The organism is Bacillus sp. 5RYD7K, assembly GCF_059831465.1.
This window is the reverse complement of record NZ_CP191200.1, coordinates 20,746-39,984: the sequence shown is the minus strand read 5'-3', so window position 1 is coordinate 39,984 and position 19,239 is coordinate 20,746. Positions and strand designations below refer to the sequence as shown.

Sequence of the window (19,239 nt, the reverse complement as noted above, 5' to 3'; positions counted from 1 at the left end):
CGGCTTATAGATACAGAGCCGCCCGTTTTTTTGTTTATGCTTTTTTGATGAGAGCCAAAATATCTTCAAGCCAGGAAATGTAATTGCGTTCCCGCTCAAGCGCTTTTGTCAGCACGAGATAATGGCCGAAATCGGGAGACGAAAATGAATCCGCATCCTCGGACGATGTCATCAGTTCGTGATAACTGTTTTCCAAGTCGGACAATTTTTCCTTCCGCTTTACGAGCTGATCGGTGAATAGTTCATCTGCTTCCTCCCGGGTCAAAGCTGAGATGAAATAAGCCTTCAGCATAAATTCATCCTTCACCGTTTCCGGAATCGGATCTTTTTTCGTCAGCCAGGCGGCAAGCTCCCGTTCTCCGTTGCCGGTCAGCGTGTACATTTTTTTCTCAAGCTTCGTTCCTTGGATCGCAGTGCGGAACGTAATAAACCCCTCAGCCGTCAGTTTTTTCAATTCCGGATAAATCTGGCTGTGCTTTGCGCTCCAGAACTGGCCGAGCTCTTCTTTAAAATAGCTCGATATATCATATCCGCTCAATTCGCCTTTTCTTAAAAGCCCTAAAATCGCGTACTTTAAAATTCTCATGTTGTCCTCCAAGCCCATTCATTTGACAGCTAGTATACCACACGGCTGCGAAAAAACGCAGAAGTGCCGGATGCGGCAATCCTCAGCCGCATACAGATTTGAAACGCCTTTCATCATGTCTTTGCCTTATTCATATGACATCATGATATAATCATTGTAAAAATTAAAAAATACTGGGAGGGACATATGAAGACGGTGATTGTGTATGCAGATCCGGATGAGAACAGCTTCAATGCGGCTATCGTAAAATACGTCGCCATGGCTTTGAAGGACAGCGGCAAAAGCTATACTGTCATTGACTTATACGCCGATCAATTTGATCCCGTGCTGAAGGCCGGAGATGAAAAAAAGCGGGCGGATATGAAACGGGACGCTGAAACGAAGAGATACCGGAAACTGGTGAAAGAAGCGGATCATCTCATTTTCATCTACCCGCTGTGGTGGGGAGGCGTTCCGGCGATTATGAAAGGCTTTTTTGACAAAGTGCTTGTCGCCGGAGAAGCCTACACATTTGAAAACGGCCGCGTAAAAGGCCTGCTTCGGGCAGAGACGGCACAGGTGTTTTATACAGCAGACTCCCCGAACAGGCACTTAAAGTGGTTCCGGAAAAACGCGGACTGGATTACGCTGAAAAAAGGAATTCTGCAATGTTGCGGCATTCAAAAAGCCGAACGGAACTTTATATCCTCAGTTAAAACGAGCACACCCGAGCTGCGGGAAAAGCGGCTTCGCCAGGCATACGCCAAAGTCCGCCGCGCTTGTGAAAAAGGAGCGGCCGCATGCAGATAAAAGAAATTTTCGTGATCCGCTGTCTGTCCTGCTTAAGTGTCGTTCTGCTGCACGTGGTGTCAATGGTGCTGATGATTCAGGAAGAGTTCTTAGCAAGCGCCGCCCGTACGGTTGATGCATTCCGGACCTTGCTGATGTTCAGCACGCCGGCGTTTATCTTTATCTCGGAATTTCTGCTTGCCAGGTCCTATCCGGAAGGCGTCCCCGCAGGTTTCTTAAAGAAAAGGGGAAAAGTTATTTTCGTGCCGTTTCTGTTTATCGCCGCGGTGGATGCCATCTTAATGAAAAGTGTCGCAGAAGAGGGAGCCGGTTTCGTTTCAGTTTTCGGTAAATTTTTAGAAAACGTCTTTTTAGGAAACTTTATCGGCTATTTCATTCTTGTGATCTTTCAATTTTACATTCTCCATATGCTGCTGCACCGCTGGCTGAGCAACACATCTCCCGTGTGGGTGCTGGCTGTTTCGTTTATCATCAACGCCGTCTATCTGGCCTATTTTTCAATCGTTCGTCCACCTGCTTCATCGGGGCTTGATTCTATTTTTCCGTTCTTTTGGGTTCCGTTTCCGGGCTGGCTGTTTTATTTCTGTCTGGCATTTTATTGCGGAAAGGAATACCGGCGTTTTTTAGCGCTCATCAATCAATACCGTTATGCGGTTTACTTCAGTGCGGCCGTATCGGCAATATTGATTGTGACGGTTTCATATGTCAGCGGCGGCTCCATTTCCTCTAAGCGTCCGGATATTATGATTTACGCGGTCAGTATGATCTTTCTGTGTTTTCATCTGTTTTCAAAGCTCAAAAAAGTGCCCGCGATTGTGATGATGATCAGCAACTATTCGTTTTCAATCTATCTGCTGCACTCCTACTTTTTAATCAGCGGATATCTTCTGGAAGGCTATTTGCGATCAATGCCTTTGCCGGCTGCCATCCTTCTTTTATTTTTGATCTGCACGATCGGTCCCATTTTCTTATCTTGGGTGTGCAGCCATTTCAGATACGGATACTTGTTTGTCGGGAAAGTGTATCAGCCGAAGCAGACCAAAAGAAATACGGCGGCGTCTCAAAGCCGCACAATCTGAAAAAAGGCGGCGTTTCGGCCGCCTTTTTGATACGGGTCCGCTTTATCCGGCACGAGGACGGATAGTTGTACATCCTGCATACAAAGCCCCCCGCGGCAAGCCGACAGCGAATGCCAGGTAAGCGGTATCGGGCGGCCAATCTCTAATTTTAATAGCGCTTTCACTGTAAGGCTGAAGACCCCCGCCTGCATCCGTTTTGACCGGATGCATTTATGACAACATAACGCCATCGATTTTCTCCCTTGTGAAGACCGATATATTGTATACTTATAGGAAATACTTTCAAAAAAAGTGAAAAAGAGAAAAACGGTGAGCTTGGATGAACGACTAAAAAGGAGCGGGGACATTATGAATGACTGTGTCAAAACATTCGGAGAACTTCCGGCCGAACTTTATTCCTCTGCGGGAGGAAAAGGAAGCATTCTCTCTAAAATGTATCAAAGCGGGTATCCTGTGCCTGAAGGGTTTGTGATTTTGCCGTCAGCTTTTCAGGACGGACAGCTCCGCCATCAGGCGAGAGAGGCTATTGATCAATATGTGAATTCCATCCGCAGCCGCCATGCAACTGCGTTGTTTGCCGTACGCTCATCTGCGCTGAGCGAGGATTCCGCTCAGGCTTCCTTTGCCGGAGAATTCGATACGGTGTTGAATGTCAAAACAGATCAAGACATGTCCAAGGCGATTGATGAAGTCCGCCGATCGGCACAGTCAGAAAGGGTAAAAGCGTACAGCGCCGTTCAGGGAATGGAAGATGAGCATGAAATCGCAATCGTCATCCAGCTGATGATACCGTCTGAGATATCCGGAGTGCTGTTTACCGCAGATCCGATTACGGGGAGCAGGCGGGAGATGACAGGCAATTACGTCTACGGTCTCGGGGAGCAGCTCGTTTCCGGGGAAGCCGATGCCTATTCTTTTAAACTGGCACGGCCCAAGAAAAAATATGACGGCCCCGGGGAATTTCGTAAATATGCGTCAAAGCTCTATAAACTGGCGAAAAAGCTGGAAAAAGATCTTGGAGGGCCGCAGGATATTGAATGGGCCGCCGCGGGCGGGACATTGTATATTCTTCAATCCCGCCCGATTACGACCTTACAAGCCGGAAATCTGGAAACCTATGAATGGAATGATTCTTTCAGCGGTGATTTTTTATGGACAAACACAAATATAGGAGAAGCGATTCCCGATGTGATGACGCCGCTGACATGGTCGCTCCTCCGGAATCTGGATGAAGAGTCGGGCATTATTCCGGGTTATTATGTCTGGTCCGGCAATATTTGCGGAAGAGCCTATAACAATATGAGCCAGCCGCTTTCCGTTCTCGCCGCTTTCGGTCTGAATCCGAAAGGCGGTAAAATAGGAAAAATGATGAGCGATACATTGGGAGAAATCCCGGCGGAAATGAAGATTCCTTTATATCCGTTCTCAAAGTATGAACTTTTGAAGATCATCTCGAAAAAACTGAAACCGTATCTGTCGAAAATGAAGCACGCAAAAAAAAACATGTCCTCCTACTTGGACGAATCGCCGGAGTGGTGCCGGAATATTGAGGAAAAGCTGAAACGTGCCGAAACGGAGCGGGCATTATTGGCGATATGGAACAATGAGATCTATCCGTATTTATGCAACGCGTGGTTTGCGTTAATATCCGGCGGGCGTGATTCTGCGCAATCCTCTTCGTCGTTAACCTCTCAATTAACAAAACTCGCAGGCATAGAAGATGCGAATCTCCTGCTTTCCAATCTGAGGGGAAAAGGCGGACTGGCCAGCCTGGAGCCGATTATCGGCATTGATCAAGTCATGAAAGGCCGTATGAGCGAGGAAGAATATCTCAGGAACCAAGGCCACCGAGGCCCGCATGAATACGAACTTTCCATACCGCATCCGGGAGAAAACCGGGATTGGCTGACGAAGCAGATCAAAGAACACAAGGCGTCGGGTATTGATGCCGAACAACTGCTTTTGAAACAGCAGCGGGCGCATGAACAGGCCTTCCGAAGATTTGAAGAAAAGTTTCCTCGTAAGGTCAAATGGCTCAAAGCCAAAATGGAAAAAGCGTCAGAATACGCGAATATTAGAGAAACAACCAGATCCGAATTTGTCAGGGTGTACCGGACAGCCAGAGCATTCGCGCTCAGAGCGGCGGAAATGACCGGCATGAAGGACGATATTTTCTTCTTGTATCTGCATGAAATAACCGATCTGCTCGCGGGGAAAGAGCCGGCGGTTGCGTCGATTCAAGCGAGAAAGCAAAACTATGAAACCTATAAAAAACTGCCGCCGTTCCCATCCGTTATTAACGGAAGATTCAATCCGTTTAAATGGGCTGAGGAACCTGACAGAAGAGCGGATTATTATGATGCTTTTATGCCTGCGGAAACTGATGATGCGTATACTTTAAAAGGTTTCGCGGGAGCGGCCGGGAGAGTGGAGGGCATTGTCCGTGTCCTTGATGTCCCGGAAGACGGGGATTCTTTTGCGGCGGGGGAAATTTTAGTGACTTCGACAACCAATGTAGGCTGGACCCCGCTTTTTCCAAGAGCGGCTGCTATCATAACGGACATCGGCGCCCCTTTGTCCCACGCGGCGATCGTCGCCCGGGAACTGGGGATTCCTGCTGTTGTCGGGTGCGGAAATGCAACGTCAAAACTGAAAACGGGGGACAGGGTGGCCGTTGACGGCGGGCAAGGCATCGTCCAGCTGGAACCGCGGCAGACTCCGGTCACTTCTGAAGAGGAAAATGGTAAACTGATAGAATAAAATCATGAGAAAGGAGCCGCACATGAAAAAAGCAATTATTAACGGGGAACAAATCAGAAGTATGAGCGACCTGCACAAGACATTGAAAAAGGAGCTTGCCCTTCCTGAATACTACGGTGAAAACCTTGACGCTTTATGGGATTGTCTGACCGGCTGGGTCGAGTACCCCCTCGTTTTAGAATGGAGACAGTTTGAACAAAGCAAGCAGCTTACAGAAAACGGCGCCGAGAGTGTGCTTCAAGTCTTTCGTGAAGCGAAAGCGGAAGGCTGCGATATCACCATCATACTTTCATAATACGATCAACGGGAGAGAGACAAAAATGGAAAAACAAACCCTCAGCTATCCGATTGGAGAATATCAGCCGGCTGAATCGATTTCGGGCGGACAGAAACAAGAATGGATCAATGCGCTGGAACACGCTCCGGCCAAACTGAAACAAGCTGTCAGAGCGATGTCGGACAATCAGCTCGATACGCCGTACCGCGAAGGGGGATGGACTGTCCGTCAAGTGGTTCACCATCTGGCGGACAGCCACATGAACGGCTATACCCGGTTTAAATTGGCTTTAACAGAAGATGAACCGGAAATCCGTCCCTATGATGAAAAAGGCTGGGCCGATCTTCATGATTCAAAAACCGCCGCTTGCGGGGATGCGCTTGAGCTGTTAACAATCCTGCACAGAAGATGGGCCGCTCTTTTGCGCTCCATGACGGAAGCCCAATTCAAACGGAGATACTTCCATCCTGTTTCCAAAGAGACGGTTACGCTGGAACAAGCGCTCGGATTATATGTCTGGCACTCTGAACATCATATCGCCCATATTACTGAGCTTTGCCAGCGGATGGGCTGGCATTTGTCTTAGAGGATGCCGGCTTCCGGAAAAACGCCAAAACAGCCGCGGACACAATCGTGCATAACGAAATGACGGCGGCTGCCGTATAAAGGTGATGATAGCCGCTGGCAATGCCCGCTTCAATCGCATCAGAAACCGCTTTTTTGACGGCGGGAACGGGGATTCGGCTTACCAGCTCCTGCAACGAAGAAAGCCCGCCGCTGATATCGGGCAATTGCGCCTGATCAGCGGGAACGCCGCTTTTTGCTAAACGGTTTTTGATGTCATCTCCGATCCGGTCAAAGCCGGCTGTAATGAAGCCGGCATATAAGGCCGGGGCGAGCGTCAGCCCGACCTGCCTCACGAGAGAAAGCGTGCCGAGCGCCGTCCCTTTGTTTTGGCCCGCCGTTTCTGATACAAGCACATTCAGCGGAGCTCCGAGCAGAAATCCGAAACCGGTCCCCGCAATGACACTCGCCGTGACAAATTCCCATTTATCCGTCACCCATAACGGAAACAGGCTGAAGCCGGCAAATGCGATAGCGCCTGATACAACAGCAGAGAAGACCGGCCCTTTTTTATCCGTGACCGCCCCGCCGAGCCATGCGCCGATGCCTGATGCCAACGCGAGCGGCGTCACCCAATAACCCGCTTTCTCCGCGGATACGTGCAAATACTGCTCCGCGTAAGAAGGAATAAAAATGACCGCAGCGAGCAGCCCGCCCGATAAAAACCCGATGACAAGCGTCCATTGAAACACTTTATTTTGCAGCAGCGAGTAGGCGAGAATCGGATCGTCCCCGCGGTGTTCAACCCGCTTTTCAACCTTAAGCAGCGCAAGAAAGAGAAATGCCGCCCCAGAAGATATCCGTACACCTTCACGTCCATTATGCTTTCTGACAGCTTTGCCCCGTCGAGGTTCGTGATACCGATCATGCAAGATAAGATTGCGAGAGACAGCATCATCGTGCCGGCAAGATCAAGCTTTTTCGCCTCAGGCTCTTTCGTTTCAGCGATAAACAAACCCCCGCACGCAACCAAAGCGGCGGCTATCGGCAGATTAATCAAAAACAGCCAATGCCACGACCCGGTTACATCAAGCAAAAAACTCCCGATATTCGGTCCGAGGACGGCCGCCATACCGTTCATCGCCCCTAAAAGCCCGAGAGCTTTTCCCTGTTTTTCTTTCGGAAGCACAGCCAGCACATGTGAGCTGCCGATAATAAAAATTCCCCCGCCGCCAAAGGCTTGAATGAGCCGCGCCGCCAAAAACATCGGGAAGCTCTGACTGAGTGCGACAAGCAAAGAGCCAAGACCAAACAGTCCGACTTCAATCATAAACAGTTTTTTCCGCCCGTAGCGGTCCGACAGCTTGCCGACAATCGGCACACTGACACTGAGTCCCAATGTATAAAGGGTCACGCCCCACGATCCCCATGAAGGAGAAATATCAAAAGAGCTGTTAATCGTCGTCAGAGCAGCGGAAATAATTCCGTTGTCCAGCGCCGCCATGAACACACCGATCGTAAAAAGGGTGATGGCCCAGCTCTGGTTTTTTCCTGTTTGCACTCGTCTCGGCATACTGATCAATCCTTCCATTTTAATTCACTTAAAATATATTATTCACTTGGAGTGAATTAAATGTCAAATGAAAAAAGGCCGCCGATACGGCAGGCCTTTTTCATCTCTATGCCTGTTTGGAGGATTCCAGCGCTTTTGCCAAAATGGCGAGTCCTTGATTGACCGTTTGTTTTTCTTCAGCGGTCAGCGTTTCCAATGAACGCTTCAATTTTATATGCCCTTTTTGATAAAGGCTGCGGAAAATGTCTTTCGCGTTTTCCGTCAATTGAACGACGACTGAACGGCGGTCTTCTTCTGACGGGGCGCGTGTAACGAAACCTGATTTTTCCAACCGGTCGAGCAGCCCCGTCGTATTTGAAAGGGAAGCGCCCATTTTTTCTGCAATTTCACTCACCTTCAGCGTCCCGTGGTTGTTCAGAAGCATCAGTACCTTCATTTGCGGCATGCTCATATCAAGCTTCATCCATTCTGACACATCGCCGAGTCCCGCCGACGTCATCACTTTCATGTACAGCACCCAAATATCCCGTTCCTCAGGAGAAAAAATATCGCCGCCCAAGACCGTTGTATCATGCAGGTTATAATCCATCGTCTCACTTCCTCATTCATACTCCTTCATACCATATTACTGATTTTCATCTGAGAAAGAAAGTTGCAGGCGAGTTTTGTTTGAATAGGAGGTGGTAGTGTATAATATGTTGGAGATTATTGGGGGAATTATAATAAATAAGCTATTTTATGATGATTGGAGAGAATATTGCTGACTAAAAAGAATGCCTTATCGATATTAAAAGTATTATTTCCTATTGCAGTTTTGCTTTTAGTCATTTATCAGTCGAAGAAGGAATTGACGGATCTTTCTTTTAAACGCACGCTGTACATTATTAACGGGATTGAACGGTACGATTTATTTATCCTCGTTCTGCTCGGCCTCCTTGCCGTCAGTGCGATGTCCTTTTATGACTTTGTGCTGAAACGGACGCTGCGGCTCAACATTCCGAATTGGAAAGTGTTCAGGGTTTCCTTTATCGCCAATTCCTTTAACAATGTCCTTGGATTCGGGGGTCTGGCGGGCGTCGGACTGCGGACGATGCTGTACAAAGAGCATACGAGCGACGTAAAACGACTTGTCGCAGGCATTGCCTGGCTTACTTCTTCAGCGCTGCTCGGGCTGTCGGTCTTCAGTATTCTGACCGTCGCCCGGGTGCTGCCGGTGGGCGAAATCACAGGCGAGAAGCCGTGGCTGTGGGCTGTCATCGCCGGCGTGGCGCTTATTGTGCCGGTGGCCTTAATCGCCGCTTGGATCAACAATAAAAAAGCTCGAACGGAAGATGGTGAAGCAAAACTGAGGCATCCGATTTTTTCTTATATCGGAGCTTCGTTTGCCGAATGGTTTGCGGCGGCCGTCGTTATGTATTATTCACTGCACGTCATGGGGATTCACGCAGATGTCCGCCATGTATTCGGTGTATTCGCGATAGCCGCTATCGGGGGAATCATCAGCCTTGTGCCGGGCGGATTCGGCTCGTTTGACCTCCTGTTTCTGCTCGGCATGCAGAATATGGGCTTTCCGCAGGAGGCAGTCGTGACATCCATCGTCATCTACCGGATTGTGTATTCATTTATTCCGTTTGTGTTCGGGCTGTTCTTTGCGGCCGGCGACTTAACGGAAAACACGCTGAAACGGCTGGAATCAAATCCGAAGATGGCGCCTGCCGTAGAAACGACGAACGTGCTTCTCGTATTGCAGCGCGGGATCTTAATCAGAGTGCTCTACGGTTCGCTGTCGCTTTTGGTTTTCGTGTCGGGAGTCGTCGTGCTTGCGTCCGTCGCATTGCCGATTGACAGGGAGACGGTCATTCCGCACATTCCGCGCCCGGCGCTCCTTGCGTTTAACGCGTTATCGCTAAGCGCGGCATTGATTCTATTAATCCTGCCGATTGAATTATACAAACGGACGAAACGCTCTTATTCAATGGCGGTCGCCGCGCTGGTCGGCGGTTTTGTGTTCAGTTTCTTAAAAGGAATGAACATCAGTGCGATCTTTATTCTGCCTGTCGTCATCGTCGTGCTTGTGCTGCTGAAGCGGCAGTTTATCAGGGAGCAGGCATCGTATACACTCGGCCAGATGATTTTTGCGGCCGCTCTGTTTATTATCGCCTTGTTTAACTATAATCTCATTGCCGGTTTTATTTGGGATAAAATGAACCGGCTGCTGCGCCACGATTACTTCGTCCATAATAATTCGCACATTACATATGCGACGATGACGGCCATTATTGTCGTGCCTCTGTTTTTCTTTGTCTTCACGGCAATTTATCATAAAAGATTGAAGCCGATCGGGGAAGCGGCCGATCCTGAACGGCTGAAGACCTTTTTGGCGGAAGAAGGCGGAAATGCGCTCAGCCATCTCGGCTTTCTCGGGGATAAGCGGTTTTATTTCTCAAGCGACGGCAAAGCGCTTTTATTGTTCGGCCAGATTTCGAGAAGACTTGTCGTGCTCGGTGATCCGTCGGGACAGAAAGACTCTTTTCCGCTGGTGATCGAGGAATTTCTGAACGAAGCGCATAAGCAGGGGCTGAGTGTCATGTTTTATCAGATTGAACGTGAAGACATGGCGCTGTACCACGACTTCGGCTATAACTTCTTCAAGCTTGGAGAAGAAGCTCTCGTGGATATGGAGGCATTTACGCTGTCAGGAAAGAAAAAAGCGGGTCTGCGCGCGATTAACAACAAATTTGACCGCGAAGGCTATACATTTCATGTCGGGGAGCCGCCGTTTTCTTCCGAGTTTATGACCAAGCTGAAAGACATTTCGGACGAATGGCTCGGACCGAAAAAAGAGAAAGGCTTCTCTCTCGGTTTCTTCGATCGGGACTATTTGGAACAGGCTCCGATTGCTTACGTAAAAGACACAGAAGGGGAGATCATCGCTTTTGCCAACCTTATGCCGATGTACCAGGAAGGCGAAATATCAGTCGACTTGATGCGTTATCGGAAAAACGCGCCGAACGGGATCATGGACGCGCTTTTCATCCGTCTGTTTCTCTGGGCGCAGGAAAAAGGCTATACCACTTTTAATATGGGGATGGCGCCGTTGTCAAACGTAGGAACGGCCTTTACATCTTTCTGGTCGGAAAGAATCGCAGCCGTCATCTTCAATAACGTCCGGTATATGTACAGCTTCAGCGGGCTGCGGGCCTTTAAAGAAAAATACAAACCGGAATGGCGCGGGAAATACTTGGCATACCGCAAAAACAGATCGCTGTCTGTCACGATGTTTCTCGTCACCCGCCTGATCGGAAAAACAAAAAAAAGACGCCGTTAAAAGGCGTCTTTTTTTTCCTTTAATGTAATTAACTAAAAATTCTAATTTTCTTTTGTTATACTGAATAACATACCATAAGACGAAAGGAAGACTGATGAATGAAACAGGCAGCCGTATTTAAATATGAAGCGTTTACCGATATTCCTGATCTGGGAAATCCGGCTGGAATCGTCTTTAACGGTGATGATTATTCAGATGAAGAGATGCAGATGATCGCCGAAATGGCAGGGTACAATGAAACCTCATTTCTCTGTAAAAGCGGAGAAGCCGATCTGCGCATCCGCTATTTTACACCCGGCCATGAAATGAATTTATGCGGACATGCTACCGTTGCCTCTCTCTACGCATTAATTGAAAAGGGAAGGCTTCAGGCTGATCAGACGTATCGGATTGAGACAAAAGCCGGTATTCTTCCCGTAAAAGCCGCTGAACGAAACGGGCGGGTATACATCACGCTTGAACAGGCTCCCCCGCAATTTCTGCCGTTTACAGGAGACAAAGAAAAGCTTGCGGCTTCGCTCGGGATAACGGCTGAGGATTTCCACGGCGAGCTTCCGATTGTTTACGGATCAACGGGAATCTGGACACTGATTGTTCCGCTGAAATCACTGGGAGCATCACGGAATATGGTGCCGGACAACTCACAATTTCCCGCTGTATTGCAAGATCTTCCGAAAGCGAGTGTTCATCCTTTTTCTCTGGAAACTGTTCATCAGGAAAGCGATCTGCACGGACGCCATTTTTCTTCTCCTTTTTCCGGAACGACCGAAGACCCCGTCACGGGAACCGCTTCAGGCGTTATGGCGGCCTATATGCGGCAATACGGGGGCTCTGAAGCCGAATGCCTCACGATTGAACAAGGCCAGGAAATAGGGAAAGACGGAAAAGTGGAAATCAGGATCACGGAGGAAGGCGGCGAGGTGAAAATCGAGATGACGGGAACTGCCGTGTATGCCGAATCAATTAATCTTCAGCTTCCGTAATGGTTTACAAAAGACGGTTCTATCCGTTATATTATAAATGATAATCATTTTCAATTGAATAGGAAGGTGAATCGGCATGCCGAAAACCGAACAATTACAACAAAACGAGAGTCTTAAACATACGATCAGAAACAGAAGATCCATCCGGTCATTTAAACCGGAAACCGTTCCTTCTGAAGTCATATTAGATATGCTCGAAACAGCCGTTTACGCACCGAACCACAGACTGACGGAGCCATGGCGTTTTATCTACGCGGCAAGCGAAGCGGGAAAAGAAAAGCTTGCGGACAGCTACGTCTCATTTTTCAAAAAAATAAAAGATGATTTCAACGAGGAAAAAGAGCGGAACATGAGAAAAAATCTCAGTGCCGTACCGGGATTTTTGTTGGTCGTCTTAAAAGAAGATGAAAATGAATTTACGCGAAATGATGATTTCGCGGCGCTGAGCGGCATGATTCAAAACCTTCAGCTTCTCGCACATGAAAACGGCATCGGCATGGTTTGGAAAAGCGGCCGCATTATGTATGACAAACAAGTGCATCAAGACTTCGGCCTTGCAGACAATGAACGCTTCGCTGCCATCATCCAAACGGGCTATCCGGATGAACAGCCTAAGGCGAAAGAACGGACGCCGGCAAAAAGCCTGTTTACCGAACTGTAAAAAAATCCCCGTCCTCAAGAAGAGGCGGGGATTTTGTATTAGCGGGTTTTGCTTTTTGCTCTGTTGTCAGCGGCTTTCATCCGCGCCTGCGCTTCGCGGTCAGCGGAATCAGCAAGCTCGCTTGAATATTCCTCATATGTGCCGTCTGTTTCACGTTTCAAAGCAGCCGGAACTTGAGGAAGTTTTTGTTTGTTTTTATCACGGTTTTTGTGAGTATGATTTCTGCCCATAACAATCGCCCCCTGAAAAAAGTGATATCAAACAAACATAGTATCTGCCCGGTCCCGATCTTTATTCGTTTATTTCCGTTTGGCTGCTCTTTCCGCTTTTTTGAATTCACCGGAATAAAGGACTTCCTGCATTTTTTTGAGATTGGCTCCCTGCTGATGTTTTTCGCGCTTCTTTTCCATAAAAGAAGACCCTCCTTCAAAACAGAATACCAATAGGATTGGCTTTTATTTCCGTTTTTATGCAGATAAGAGATCCTTTAAAGCCAAATCAAGTTCTTCATACGTAAATTGAAAACCGGATGTCAGCGCCTGTTTAGGCAGGGCGCGCTGGCCTTTTACGACCAGCAGGCTCATCTCTCCCAATGCTTTCTCCAGAAAAAATTCCGGTACTGGAATCCAGTGGGGGCGGTGCAGGACGCTTGCGATCGTCTTTCCGAATTGCTTCATTTCAACGGGGTTCGGCGATGTCACATTCATCGGCCCGGACAAGTCATCATGCTCCGCCGCATACGCGATGAGTTCCGCGGCGTCATCGACATGAACCCATGACAGCCATTGCCGTCCCGAGCCGACGGTGCCGCCCGCTAACAGCTTATAAGGGAGAACCATGAGCGGCAGGGCGCCTTTTTCACCGAGCATCACGCCGAATCTGGCATATACCGTCCGAATGCCGAGCGCTTCAATTTTCTGGCCTTCACGCTCCCACATATGAGCCGTATGACTGAGAAAGTCTTCATTTGACGTATCGGACTGCTCAGTGAACGTTTTCTCTGTGCTGGTGCCGTAAATGCCGACGGCGCTAGCCTGAATGAAAGCCCGCGGTTTTTGAGGCTGCTGCTTAATAATCCGTCTGACTTCTCTCGTCGCTTTTACCCGGCTTGAGATAATTTGTTCCTTCGTTGTGTCCGTCCAGCGGTCAAAGATGGATTTGCCGGCGAGGTTCACCCATACATCAATAGGGGGAAGCTCGCGCTCAGGCGCCGCGTTTTCGGCCAGCCATTGAACATATGTCACATTTTTTTGTTCGGTTTCTCTCTGTTTTCTTGATAAAATATAGACATGATGTCCCCGGCGGGTAAACACACCTGTCAGATGCCGGCCGAGAAAACCCGTGCCGCCTGTCATCGCGATATTCATATCCATCTCTCCTTACACGTTGATACATATACTGTACCTCATTTGCCGAAAAGAAAAACGCCTGAACATCGGGGCGGGAAAGGAGACCGGTATGCCGTTTATTACAAAAATATCGACCCAAAAGAAAAACACTGAGCGCTTCAACATCTTTCTTGATGAGAAATATGCATTCAGCGTCGACGCCGACGTGCTTGTGCGTTTTGACCTGAAAAAAGGGAAAGAACTGGACGAGCTTGACATTCTTGAAATCCAGCACGGCGATGAAGCGAAAAAAGCCTTTAACCGCGCCGTAGATTTTTTATCATACCGGATGCGCTCTGAAAAAGAAGTCCGGGACCATCTGAAGAAAAAAGAAACACCTGAGATGGTCATTCCTGAAGTCATCCATAAACTGTACGATTACCGCTACTTAAATGACAAAGAATTTGCCGAAGCCTATGCAAGCACCCACAAGAAAACAAACGGCAAAGGCCCTGACGTCTTGTTCCGCGAGCTGAAAGCGAAAGGAATAGACGACGATACCATCAAGGAGACTCTCAGTGCGTTTACATTTGACGAGCAGATACAAGAAGCGCTGAAACATATCGGGAAAATCCTGAAAAAAGACAAAAAGCTGTCCACAAAAGAGATCAGACAGCGGGCGCAGATGCAGCTTCAGCGAAAAGGTTTTCCATTCGACGTTATCAACGCCGCCCTGGAGCAGACGGAGTATGAGAATGATGACGAAACTGAGATGGAAGCCCTGAAGATTCATGCGGAAAAGGCGATCAGGAAATACCGCTATGACGGCAGCTATGAAAGCAGAATGAAGGTCAAACAGTACTTATTCAGAAAAGGATTCTCGATTGACGATATTGAACAATTTTTGCAGGAAGAGGAGTAAACCGAAATGGATAAACGATACAGTCAAATGACGCCTCATGAACTACAGACAGAAATTGCGGGATTGACGGAAAAAGCGAGAAAAGCGGAACAGATGGGCATTGTAAATGAATTGGCCGTGCTTGAACGGAAAATCACGATGGCCAAAGCCTACATGCTGGAGCCGGAAGACTTTCGGCCCGGCGCAGTGTATCAGATAGAAGGTTCTGATGACACATTCAGCATTGATTACATCAACGGCGTATTCGCCTGGGGGCACAGATCTTCGTCGCCTGACCGGGAAGAGGCGCTGCCGATTTCTGTTTTAAAAGAAAAAAGTTAACAAAAGAGGCCGGTTCCGGCCTCTTTTTTTCGGGCACATTCATTTCAAACGTTCAGTAAAAAATGATTGAATTCAATTTCGATATCTTTTAAGATGAAATTCGTTGTTTTTTTATTAAAAAGGAGGCGATTCGCGTTGAATATCAAAATGAAACAGCCATCAGTGAAATTAATGATTTTTGTTTTAATGATTTGCACGTTTTCCATCGGGTATACGGAATATGCTGTCATGGGTATTTTGACGTCGATTGCCGATGACTTTCATATACATGTGTCCTCAGCGGGCATGCTTGTTACGGCGTACGCGGCAAGCGTCTGCCTGACGGGTCCGATCGTAACCATTATCGCGGTTAAGCTCCCGAGAAAACCGGTGCTGCTCGGGTTGATGGGCATCTTCGTCCTTGCCAATCTGATGAGCGTCTTTGCGCCAAATTTTGCCGTGCTGGCGATTTCCAGAATTTTATCCGCATCCATTCACGGAGCCTTTTTTGCGATTGCTATGGTGTTTGCAAGTGAAATGGTGCCGCCTGAAAAACGTTCCGCCGCCGCTGCCTCGATGAACGGAGGATTAACTGTGGCGCTGATGCTCGGCGTTCCGTTCGGCTCTTATTTAGGGGATGCCCTTAATTGGCGTGCCGTCTTTTTCATTATTTCTGTTTTAGGCCTGATCGGACTGATCGGCCTGATGCTGGTCGTACCGAATCAAAAACCGAAAGTGATTCCGATGCTGATGAATGAATGGAGTGTCTTTAAGCATAAGCAAGTCATTTTTTCCTTTGCGATCACCATTCTCGGCTACTCAGGCGTTTTTATCGCTTACACGTTTATCGAGCCGATTTTAAGAGATTCAGCGGGATTCGGCACGGTCGGCATCACAGGCGCGTTATTTGCCTACGGTCTCGGCGGAGTGGCGGGGAATTTCTTCGCAGGGAAAGTGCCGCTCAAACTGCTGACACGCACAATGATCGGCGTGATGATCGGCTTGATCGGCGTCATGGCGATTTTCCCTTATATCGCTGTGTTTCCCGCCGCCGCCGTTTCGGCGACATTTTTATTCGGTGCGTGTGCGTTCGGCACGCCGCCGCTTTTACAGACAAAGGTTATATCTTCCTCTGAAAACGGCACGACGATCGCCGCCGCGGTGAGCGTTTCCGCCTTTAACCTGGCAAACGCGCTCGGCGCCTGGATCGGCGGTTTGATTCTCGGCGGAACGGGATCTTACTCATGGCTGTTTGCCGGCGGTGCTCTGATGACCGCTCTCGGCCTTGTGCTGTCCACGTTCGCTCATCTGTCTGAGAAGAAGGACGTTTATGAATACCAAATGCATAAAGGATAACAAAAAGCTTGCAGCGGATATTCCGTCCGCAAGCTTTTTCAGTTTTCATCACGGTGAGCCGTCACACCTTCAGCCGGTGAGCCGTCCGCGAGAGTAACGGGCAGCGGTTTTTCACTGACATATTACGGACTCAAGAGGATTTTTTCGGATGCAAAAAAGAGACCGGATCATTCCCGGTCTCTTTACGGTGTATTTATCGTCTGCCTGAAGCTCTCATGCGCTCTTGCGGGTGCGAATTAATTGAACCGTCCGCCCGTTTAGAAGCGTAGTCATCTTTTGCCCGCGGTTCGCCTTCAAACTTATTATTGTTCTGATTAGGAAATCCTTTTGCTTTGTTCCGGACCATTTGTTTTCCCCCTCGGCCAATATCAAAAGGTTGCGCCTTCTGGACTGAAGACGTAAAGTTAGTATATGCCTGTGACAAGCTGCGTAAAAGCAGCAGGTTTTCCCAAGGAAAGGAGACAGAGACATGAATACATATATCGACAAACTGACGAATTTGCTGCTTGAGAAAAATGATATGCTCAGCTATTTGCAAGCGCGTACTTGGGTGGAGCTTTTATGGGGAGATTTCGAAGCGACTTACGCAAAAGCCGGCCGCCCGTATCAGGGAGAGCAAATGACAGAACGCGTCGTCAAGGAATGGATTGAATCTTACGGCAGCAAGCTTCATATGTTCCAAAGCATGCGGGAAGACGTTTCTCATTATTTGGATCAAAGCAGGGGACTCCTGCATTAACATAATAGTGCGTTCCGCCGGAATCTTCCGGCGGTTTTTTCTTTTTATAAAAGAAATAGGAAAATCATGTTTGATGACCCGCAAAGTGTGGAATTGTGTAATAACTTAAAATAGCGGGGAGGAACCACAATGAACATGAAAAAAGGGTTAACCGCAATTATTCCGGCCGCAGGACTTTGCTTATTTTTAGCCGCAGGCACCGTTTTTTTTGATCCGTCAGCGAATGCCACAGCAGTTCAGCAGACAAAAATAGACACCGCAGCAGATACATATATCGTGAAAGCAGGAGAACTTAACGTCCGTAAAGAACCAAATAAACAAGGGCGGATTGTCGGCACGCTCCGTTCAGAAGATGCCGTAAAGGTTAAACAGCTTGAAGGGGCAGATTGGGCCGAGATTAACTACAAAGGCCAGAAAGCCTATATCTCCACTCATTTTCTGATGAAGCAGCCGATGAAGGCAGTGACCGCGAAACAAACCGCTTTTTATACGCCGACTTTGGAAACCGGCAAAAAAAGCTCCGTGAAAGCGGGGGAAACCGTCAATGTGCTCGGCTGGGGATTCAGCCATGACGGAGGATTTGACCGTAAATGGGGGTACGTCACATACGGCGGGAAAGCAGGTTATGTGAAGACGGCCGACTTAGTTCAAAAATAAAGATTCAGGCAGGCGGATGAGCCTGCTTTTTTTCTGAAACGTTCCGCCTTTCCTTTCGTATGAAATGAAAAGGAGAGTGACGGATATGATAATGGTAATCGGCGGCCTTCTGATGGCTGCAGCCGGCATTTTAGTCACACTTTTCCCGCCGAAGTCAATTAACAGCCTGTACGGATATCGGACAAAACGCTCAATGGCGGATGAATCCCAGTGGAGAGAAGGCAACCGTTTCAGTGCGATCCTCATGATTCTGTTCGGCCTTCTGACGGCTGCGGCCGGATTTGCGGGCAGCCTGCTCATTCCGCTCACACAGCCGTACAGCCTGATCGTTCAGGCCGTATGTTTGATTGCGATCAGCGCGCTGATCATAGCTTTAACAGAAAGAAGATTAAAACAAAAGGGGAGGAGAACCGATTGAATGACATCACTTTTCACATGATCGAAACAAACGGAGTGACGCTGCACACGGCTTCAGCGGGTCCGAAAGACGGCCCTTTGGCGGTGCTGCTGCACGGGTTTCCGGAATTTTGGCACGGCTGGAAGAGCCAGATCAAACCGCTTGCGGATGCCGGATACCATGTTGTCGTGCCCGATCAGCGCGGCTATAATCTCAGTGATAAACCGGAGGGCATTGAAAACTATACCATTGATAAACTCAGGGATGACATTATCGGGCTGATCACTCACTTTACAGATGACAAGGCTGTCGTCATCGGTCACGATTGGGGAGGAGCCGTAGCCTGGCACTTGGCATCCACGCGGCCGCAATACGTTGAAAAATTGATCACGGTCAATATCCCGCATCCGGCGGTTATGCGGAAGGTCACACCGTTCTACCCGCCGCAATGGAAGAAAAGCTCTTATATCGCATTCTTTCAGCTACCGGAAAAACCTGAGCGGAGATTATCTGAAGACAATTACCGCGTATTGGATCACGCCATCGGCTTATCCGAATGCCCGGAGCTTTTTTCACGGGAAGATGTCGACAGCTACAAAGAAGCGTGGGGCAGAAAAGGAGCCCTCACGGCTATGCTGAACTGGTACAGGGCGATCAGATGCGGCGGTTTAGGCCCTGCCGTTCCGCTTAAAATGTCTGTTCCGTACCGATTAATATGGGGCGTCAATGACCGCGCGCTGAGCAAAAAGCTCGCTTTGGAAACAAAACGGATGATTCCAAACGGCGACTTAATCTTCATAGACGATGCCTCGCATTGGGTCATTCACGAAAAACCGCGCATCGTCAGCCATTTGATTCATGAATACCTTCAGCAATAAAGTCTGTCCCGCGTACAGACTTTTTCTTTTTTTTTCTCATATCTGCCGAAAAACATGACAAA

Annotated in this window: 22 protein-coding genes and 1 pseudogene; 15 read left to right on the top strand and 8 right to left on the bottom strand. The window is 48.5% G+C overall.

The genetic code is table 11. The features are described 5' to 3' along the window. Window positions 1-34: 34 nt before the first annotated feature. Window positions 35-586, bottom strand: coding sequence for a PadR family transcriptional regulator (locus ACQE26_RS00210; RefSeq protein ID WP_016936735.1), 552 nt, complete (start codon window positions 584-586; stop codon window positions 35-37). Window positions 587-772: 186 nt separating this feature from the next. Between ACQE26_RS00210 and ACQE26_RS00205 the strand changes: the two genes are divergently transcribed. Both ACQE26_RS00205 and ACQE26_RS00200 read left to right on the top strand, forming a co-directional pair. Beyond that, window positions 773-1,375 carry an NAD(P)H-dependent oxidoreductase gene (locus ACQE26_RS00205; protein WP_438421448.1) on the top strand — a complete coding sequence of 201 codons (603 nt, stop codon included), beginning with the start codon at window positions 773-775 and terminating at the stop codon, window positions 1,373-1,375. Further along, window positions 1,366-2,454, top strand: coding sequence for an acyltransferase family protein (locus ACQE26_RS00200; protein WP_500470339.1), 1,089 nt, complete (start codon window positions 1,366-1,368; stop codon window positions 2,452-2,454). The genes ACQE26_RS00205 and ACQE26_RS00200 overlap by 10 nt, the downstream gene beginning before the upstream one ends. Here ACQE26_RS00200 and ACQE26_RS00195 read toward each other — a convergent pair. Next, entirely contained in the window at window positions 2,436-2,684 is a 249-nt protein-coding gene (locus tag ACQE26_RS00195) for a hypothetical protein (RefSeq protein WP_500470338.1), read from the bottom strand. The genes ACQE26_RS00200 and ACQE26_RS00195 overlap by 19 nt on opposite strands. Window positions 2,685-2,802: 118 nt before the next feature. On the opposite strand from ACQE26_RS00195, the gene ACQE26_RS00190 reads away from it, so the two are divergent. Genes ACQE26_RS00190 through ACQE26_RS00180 form a run of 3 tightly spaced genes read left to right on the top strand, consistent with a single transcriptional unit; the run spans window position 2,803 to window position 6,077 of the window. Continuing rightward, the gene (locus ACQE26_RS00190) at window positions 2,803-5,214 is read left to right on the top strand and encodes a PEP/pyruvate-binding domain-containing protein (RefSeq protein WP_500470337.1); all 2,412 of its coding nucleotides are present in this window, start codon (window positions 2,803-2,805) and stop codon (window positions 5,212-5,214) included. Window positions 5,215-5,236: 22 nt separating this feature from the next. Beyond that, window positions 5,237-5,509 carry a ribonuclease inhibitor Barstar gene (locus tag ACQE26_RS00185; RefSeq protein ID WP_060963303.1) on the top strand — a complete coding sequence of 91 codons (273 nt, stop codon included), beginning with the start codon at window positions 5,237-5,239 and terminating at the stop codon, window positions 5,507-5,509. A 25-nt stretch (window positions 5,510-5,534) separates the two neighbouring features. Then, complete coding sequence (locus ACQE26_RS00180) at window positions 5,535-6,077, top strand: YfiT family bacillithiol transferase (RefSeq protein WP_500470336.1); 543 nt, start codon at window positions 5,535-5,537, stop codon at window positions 6,075-6,077. Here ACQE26_RS00180 and ACQE26_RS00175 read toward each other — a convergent pair. Both ACQE26_RS00175 and ACQE26_RS00170 read right to left on the bottom strand, forming a co-directional pair. Continuing rightward, a pseudogene (locus tag ACQE26_RS00175) lies at window positions 6,037-7,628 on the bottom strand (MFS transporter). The gene ACQE26_RS00180 and the pseudogene ACQE26_RS00175 overlap by 41 nt on opposite strands. A gap of 106 nt (window positions 7,629-7,734) precedes the next feature. After that, entirely contained in the window at window positions 7,735-8,217 is a 483-nt protein-coding gene (locus tag ACQE26_RS00170) for a MarR family transcriptional regulator (protein WP_438421454.1), read from the bottom strand. 168 nt (window positions 8,218-8,385) lie between these two features. Between ACQE26_RS00170 and mprF the strand changes: the two genes are divergently transcribed. The 3 genes from mprF (at window position 8,386) to ACQE26_RS00155 (ending at window position 12,600) form a co-directional block, all read left to right on the top strand. Beyond that, complete coding sequence (gene mprF, locus ACQE26_RS00165; protein WP_500470335.1) at window positions 8,386-10,956, top strand: bifunctional lysylphosphatidylglycerol flippase/synthetase MprF; 2,571 nt, start codon at window positions 8,386-8,388, stop codon at window positions 10,954-10,956. Window positions 10,957-11,054: 98 nt separating this feature from the next. After that, entirely contained in the window at window positions 11,055-11,939 is an 885-nt protein-coding gene (locus tag ACQE26_RS00160; protein WP_500470334.1) for a PhzF family phenazine biosynthesis isomerase, read from the top strand. A gap of 76 nt (window positions 11,940-12,015) precedes the next feature. Further along, window positions 12,016-12,600, top strand: a complete 585-nt coding sequence (locus tag ACQE26_RS00155; RefSeq protein WP_016936723.1) for a nitroreductase family protein — start codon at window positions 12,016-12,018, stop codon at window positions 12,598-12,600. 38 nt (window positions 12,601-12,638) lie between these two features. Here ACQE26_RS00155 and ACQE26_RS00150 read toward each other — a convergent pair whose 3' ends face one another. The 3 genes from ACQE26_RS00150 to ACQE26_RS00140 form a co-directional block, all read right to left on the bottom strand. Continuing rightward, the gene (locus tag ACQE26_RS00150) at window positions 12,639-12,830 is read right to left on the bottom strand and encodes a YfhD family protein (protein ID WP_016936722.1); all 192 of its coding nucleotides are present in this window, start codon (window positions 12,828-12,830) and stop codon (window positions 12,639-12,641) included. A 69-nt stretch (window positions 12,831-12,899) separates the two neighbouring features. After that, window positions 12,900-13,010 carry a YfhE family protein gene (locus tag ACQE26_RS00145; protein ID WP_003155504.1) on the bottom strand — a complete coding sequence of 37 codons (111 nt, stop codon included), beginning with the start codon at window positions 13,008-13,010 and terminating at the stop codon, window positions 12,900-12,902. A 57-nt stretch (window positions 13,011-13,067) separates the two neighbouring features. Continuing rightward, window positions 13,068-13,967, bottom strand: coding sequence for a TIGR01777 family oxidoreductase (locus ACQE26_RS00140; protein ID WP_500470333.1), 900 nt, complete (start codon window positions 13,965-13,967; stop codon window positions 13,068-13,070). A 91-nt stretch (window positions 13,968-14,058) separates the two neighbouring features. On the opposite strand from ACQE26_RS00140, the gene recX reads away from it, so the two are divergent. The 3 genes from recX (at window position 14,059) to ACQE26_RS00125 (ending at window position 16,506) form a co-directional block, all read left to right on the top strand. Then, on the top strand, window positions 14,059-14,850 hold the full coding sequence (gene recX, locus ACQE26_RS00135; RefSeq protein WP_060963296.1) for a recombination regulator RecX: 792 nt from the start codon (window positions 14,059-14,061) through the stop codon (window positions 14,848-14,850). Between the two features lie 6 nt (window positions 14,851-14,856). Further along, window positions 14,857-15,171, top strand: coding sequence for a YfhH family protein (locus tag ACQE26_RS00130; RefSeq protein WP_060963295.1), 315 nt, complete (start codon window positions 14,857-14,859; stop codon window positions 15,169-15,171). 141 nt (window positions 15,172-15,312) lie between these two features. Then, complete coding sequence (locus ACQE26_RS00125; protein WP_076983019.1) at window positions 15,313-16,506, top strand: MFS transporter; 1,194 nt, start codon at window positions 15,313-15,315, stop codon at window positions 16,504-16,506. Window positions 16,507-16,699: 193 nt separating this feature from the next. Here ACQE26_RS00125 and ACQE26_RS00120 read toward each other — a convergent pair whose 3' ends face one another. Further along, window positions 16,700-16,852, bottom strand: coding sequence for a small, acid-soluble spore protein K (locus ACQE26_RS00120; RefSeq protein ID WP_003155495.1), 153 nt, complete (start codon window positions 16,850-16,852; stop codon window positions 16,700-16,702). Window positions 16,853-16,975: 123 nt separating this feature from the next. On the opposite strand from ACQE26_RS00120, the gene ACQE26_RS00115 reads away from it, so the two are divergent. The 4 genes from ACQE26_RS00115 to ACQE26_RS00100 all read left to right on the top strand — a co-directional run bounded on the left by ACQE26_RS00115 (window position 16,976) and on the right by ACQE26_RS00100 (window position 19,177). Beyond that, complete coding sequence (locus tag ACQE26_RS00115) at window positions 16,976-17,245, top strand: YfhJ family protein (protein WP_016936717.1); 270 nt, start codon at window positions 16,976-16,978, stop codon at window positions 17,243-17,245. Window positions 17,246-17,374: 129 nt separating this feature from the next. Then, entirely contained in the window at window positions 17,375-17,902 is a 528-nt protein-coding gene (locus ACQE26_RS00110) for an SH3 domain-containing protein (RefSeq protein WP_500470332.1), read from the top strand. A gap of 85 nt (window positions 17,903-17,987) precedes the next feature. After that, window positions 17,988-18,320, top strand: coding sequence for an SdpI family protein (locus ACQE26_RS00105; protein ID WP_060963292.1), 333 nt, complete (start codon window positions 17,988-17,990; stop codon window positions 18,318-18,320). Next, window positions 18,317-19,177, top strand: coding sequence for an alpha/beta fold hydrolase (locus ACQE26_RS00100; protein WP_500470331.1), 861 nt, complete (start codon window positions 18,317-18,319; stop codon window positions 19,175-19,177). Before ACQE26_RS00105 ends, ACQE26_RS00100 begins: the two co-directional genes overlap by 4 nt. Window positions 19,178-19,239 lie beyond the last annotated feature (62 nt).

Excerpts from the sequence above, each read along its gene's own strand:
- ACQE26_RS00145 (WP_003155504.1), bottom strand. The coding sequence starts at position 13,010 with ATGGAAAAGAAGCGCGAAAAACATCAGCAGGGAGCCAATCTCAAAAAA.
- recX (WP_060963296.1), top strand. The coding sequence starts at position 14,059 with ATGCCGTTTATTACAAAAATATCGACCCAAAAGAAAAACACTGAGCGC.
- ACQE26_RS00180 (WP_500470336.1), top strand. The coding sequence starts at position 5,535 with ATGGAAAAACAAACCCTCAGCTATCCGATTGGAGAATATCAGCCGGCT.
- ACQE26_RS00115 (WP_016936717.1), top strand. The coding sequence starts at position 16,976 with ATGAATACATATATCGACAAACTGACGAATTTGCTGCTTGAGAAAAAT.
- ACQE26_RS00185 (WP_060963303.1), top strand. The coding sequence starts at position 5,237 with ATGAAAAAAGCAATTATTAACGGGGAACAAATCAGAAGTATGAGCGAC.
- ACQE26_RS00195 (WP_500470338.1), bottom strand. The coding sequence starts at position 2,684 with ATGGCGTTATGTTGTCATAAATGCATCCGGTCAAAACGGATGCAGGCG.
- ACQE26_RS00105 (WP_060963292.1), top strand. The coding sequence starts at position 17,988 with ATGATAATGGTAATCGGCGGCCTTCTGATGGCTGCAGCCGGCATTTTA.
- ACQE26_RS00155 (WP_016936723.1), top strand. The coding sequence starts at position 12,016 with ATGCCGAAAACCGAACAATTACAACAAAACGAGAGTCTTAAACATACG.
- ACQE26_RS00190 (WP_500470337.1), top strand. The coding sequence starts at position 2,803 with ATGAATGACTGTGTCAAAACATTCGGAGAACTTCCGGCCGAACTTTAT.
- ACQE26_RS00170 (WP_438421454.1), bottom strand. The coding sequence starts at position 8,217 with ATGGATTATAACCTGCATGATACAACGGTCTTGGGCGGCGATATTTTT.
- ACQE26_RS00110 (WP_500470332.1), top strand. The coding sequence starts at position 17,375 with ATGAACATGAAAAAAGGGTTAACCGCAATTATTCCGGCCGCAGGACTT.
- ACQE26_RS00140 (WP_500470333.1), bottom strand. The coding sequence starts at position 13,967 with ATGAATATCGCGATGACAGGCGGCACGGGTTTTCTCGGCCGGCATCTG.
- ACQE26_RS00200 (WP_500470339.1), top strand. The coding sequence starts at position 1,366 with ATGCAGATAAAAGAAATTTTCGTGATCCGCTGTCTGTCCTGCTTAAGT.
- ACQE26_RS00130 (WP_060963295.1), top strand. The coding sequence starts at position 14,857 with ATGGATAAACGATACAGTCAAATGACGCCTCATGAACTACAGACAGAA.
- ACQE26_RS00150 (WP_016936722.1), bottom strand. The coding sequence starts at position 12,830 with ATGGGCAGAAATCATACTCACAAAAACCGTGATAAAAACAAACAAAAA.
- ACQE26_RS00160 (WP_500470334.1), top strand. The coding sequence starts at position 11,055 with ATGAAACAGGCAGCCGTATTTAAATATGAAGCGTTTACCGATATTCCT.
- ACQE26_RS00120 (WP_003155495.1), bottom strand. The coding sequence starts at position 16,852 with ATGGTCCGGAACAAAGCAAAAGGATTTCCTAATCAGAACAATAATAAG.
- ACQE26_RS00205 (WP_438421448.1), top strand. The coding sequence starts at position 773 with ATGAAGACGGTGATTGTGTATGCAGATCCGGATGAGAACAGCTTCAAT.
- ACQE26_RS00210 (WP_016936735.1), bottom strand. The coding sequence starts at position 586 with ATGAGAATTTTAAAGTACGCGATTTTAGGGCTTTTAAGAAAAGGCGAA.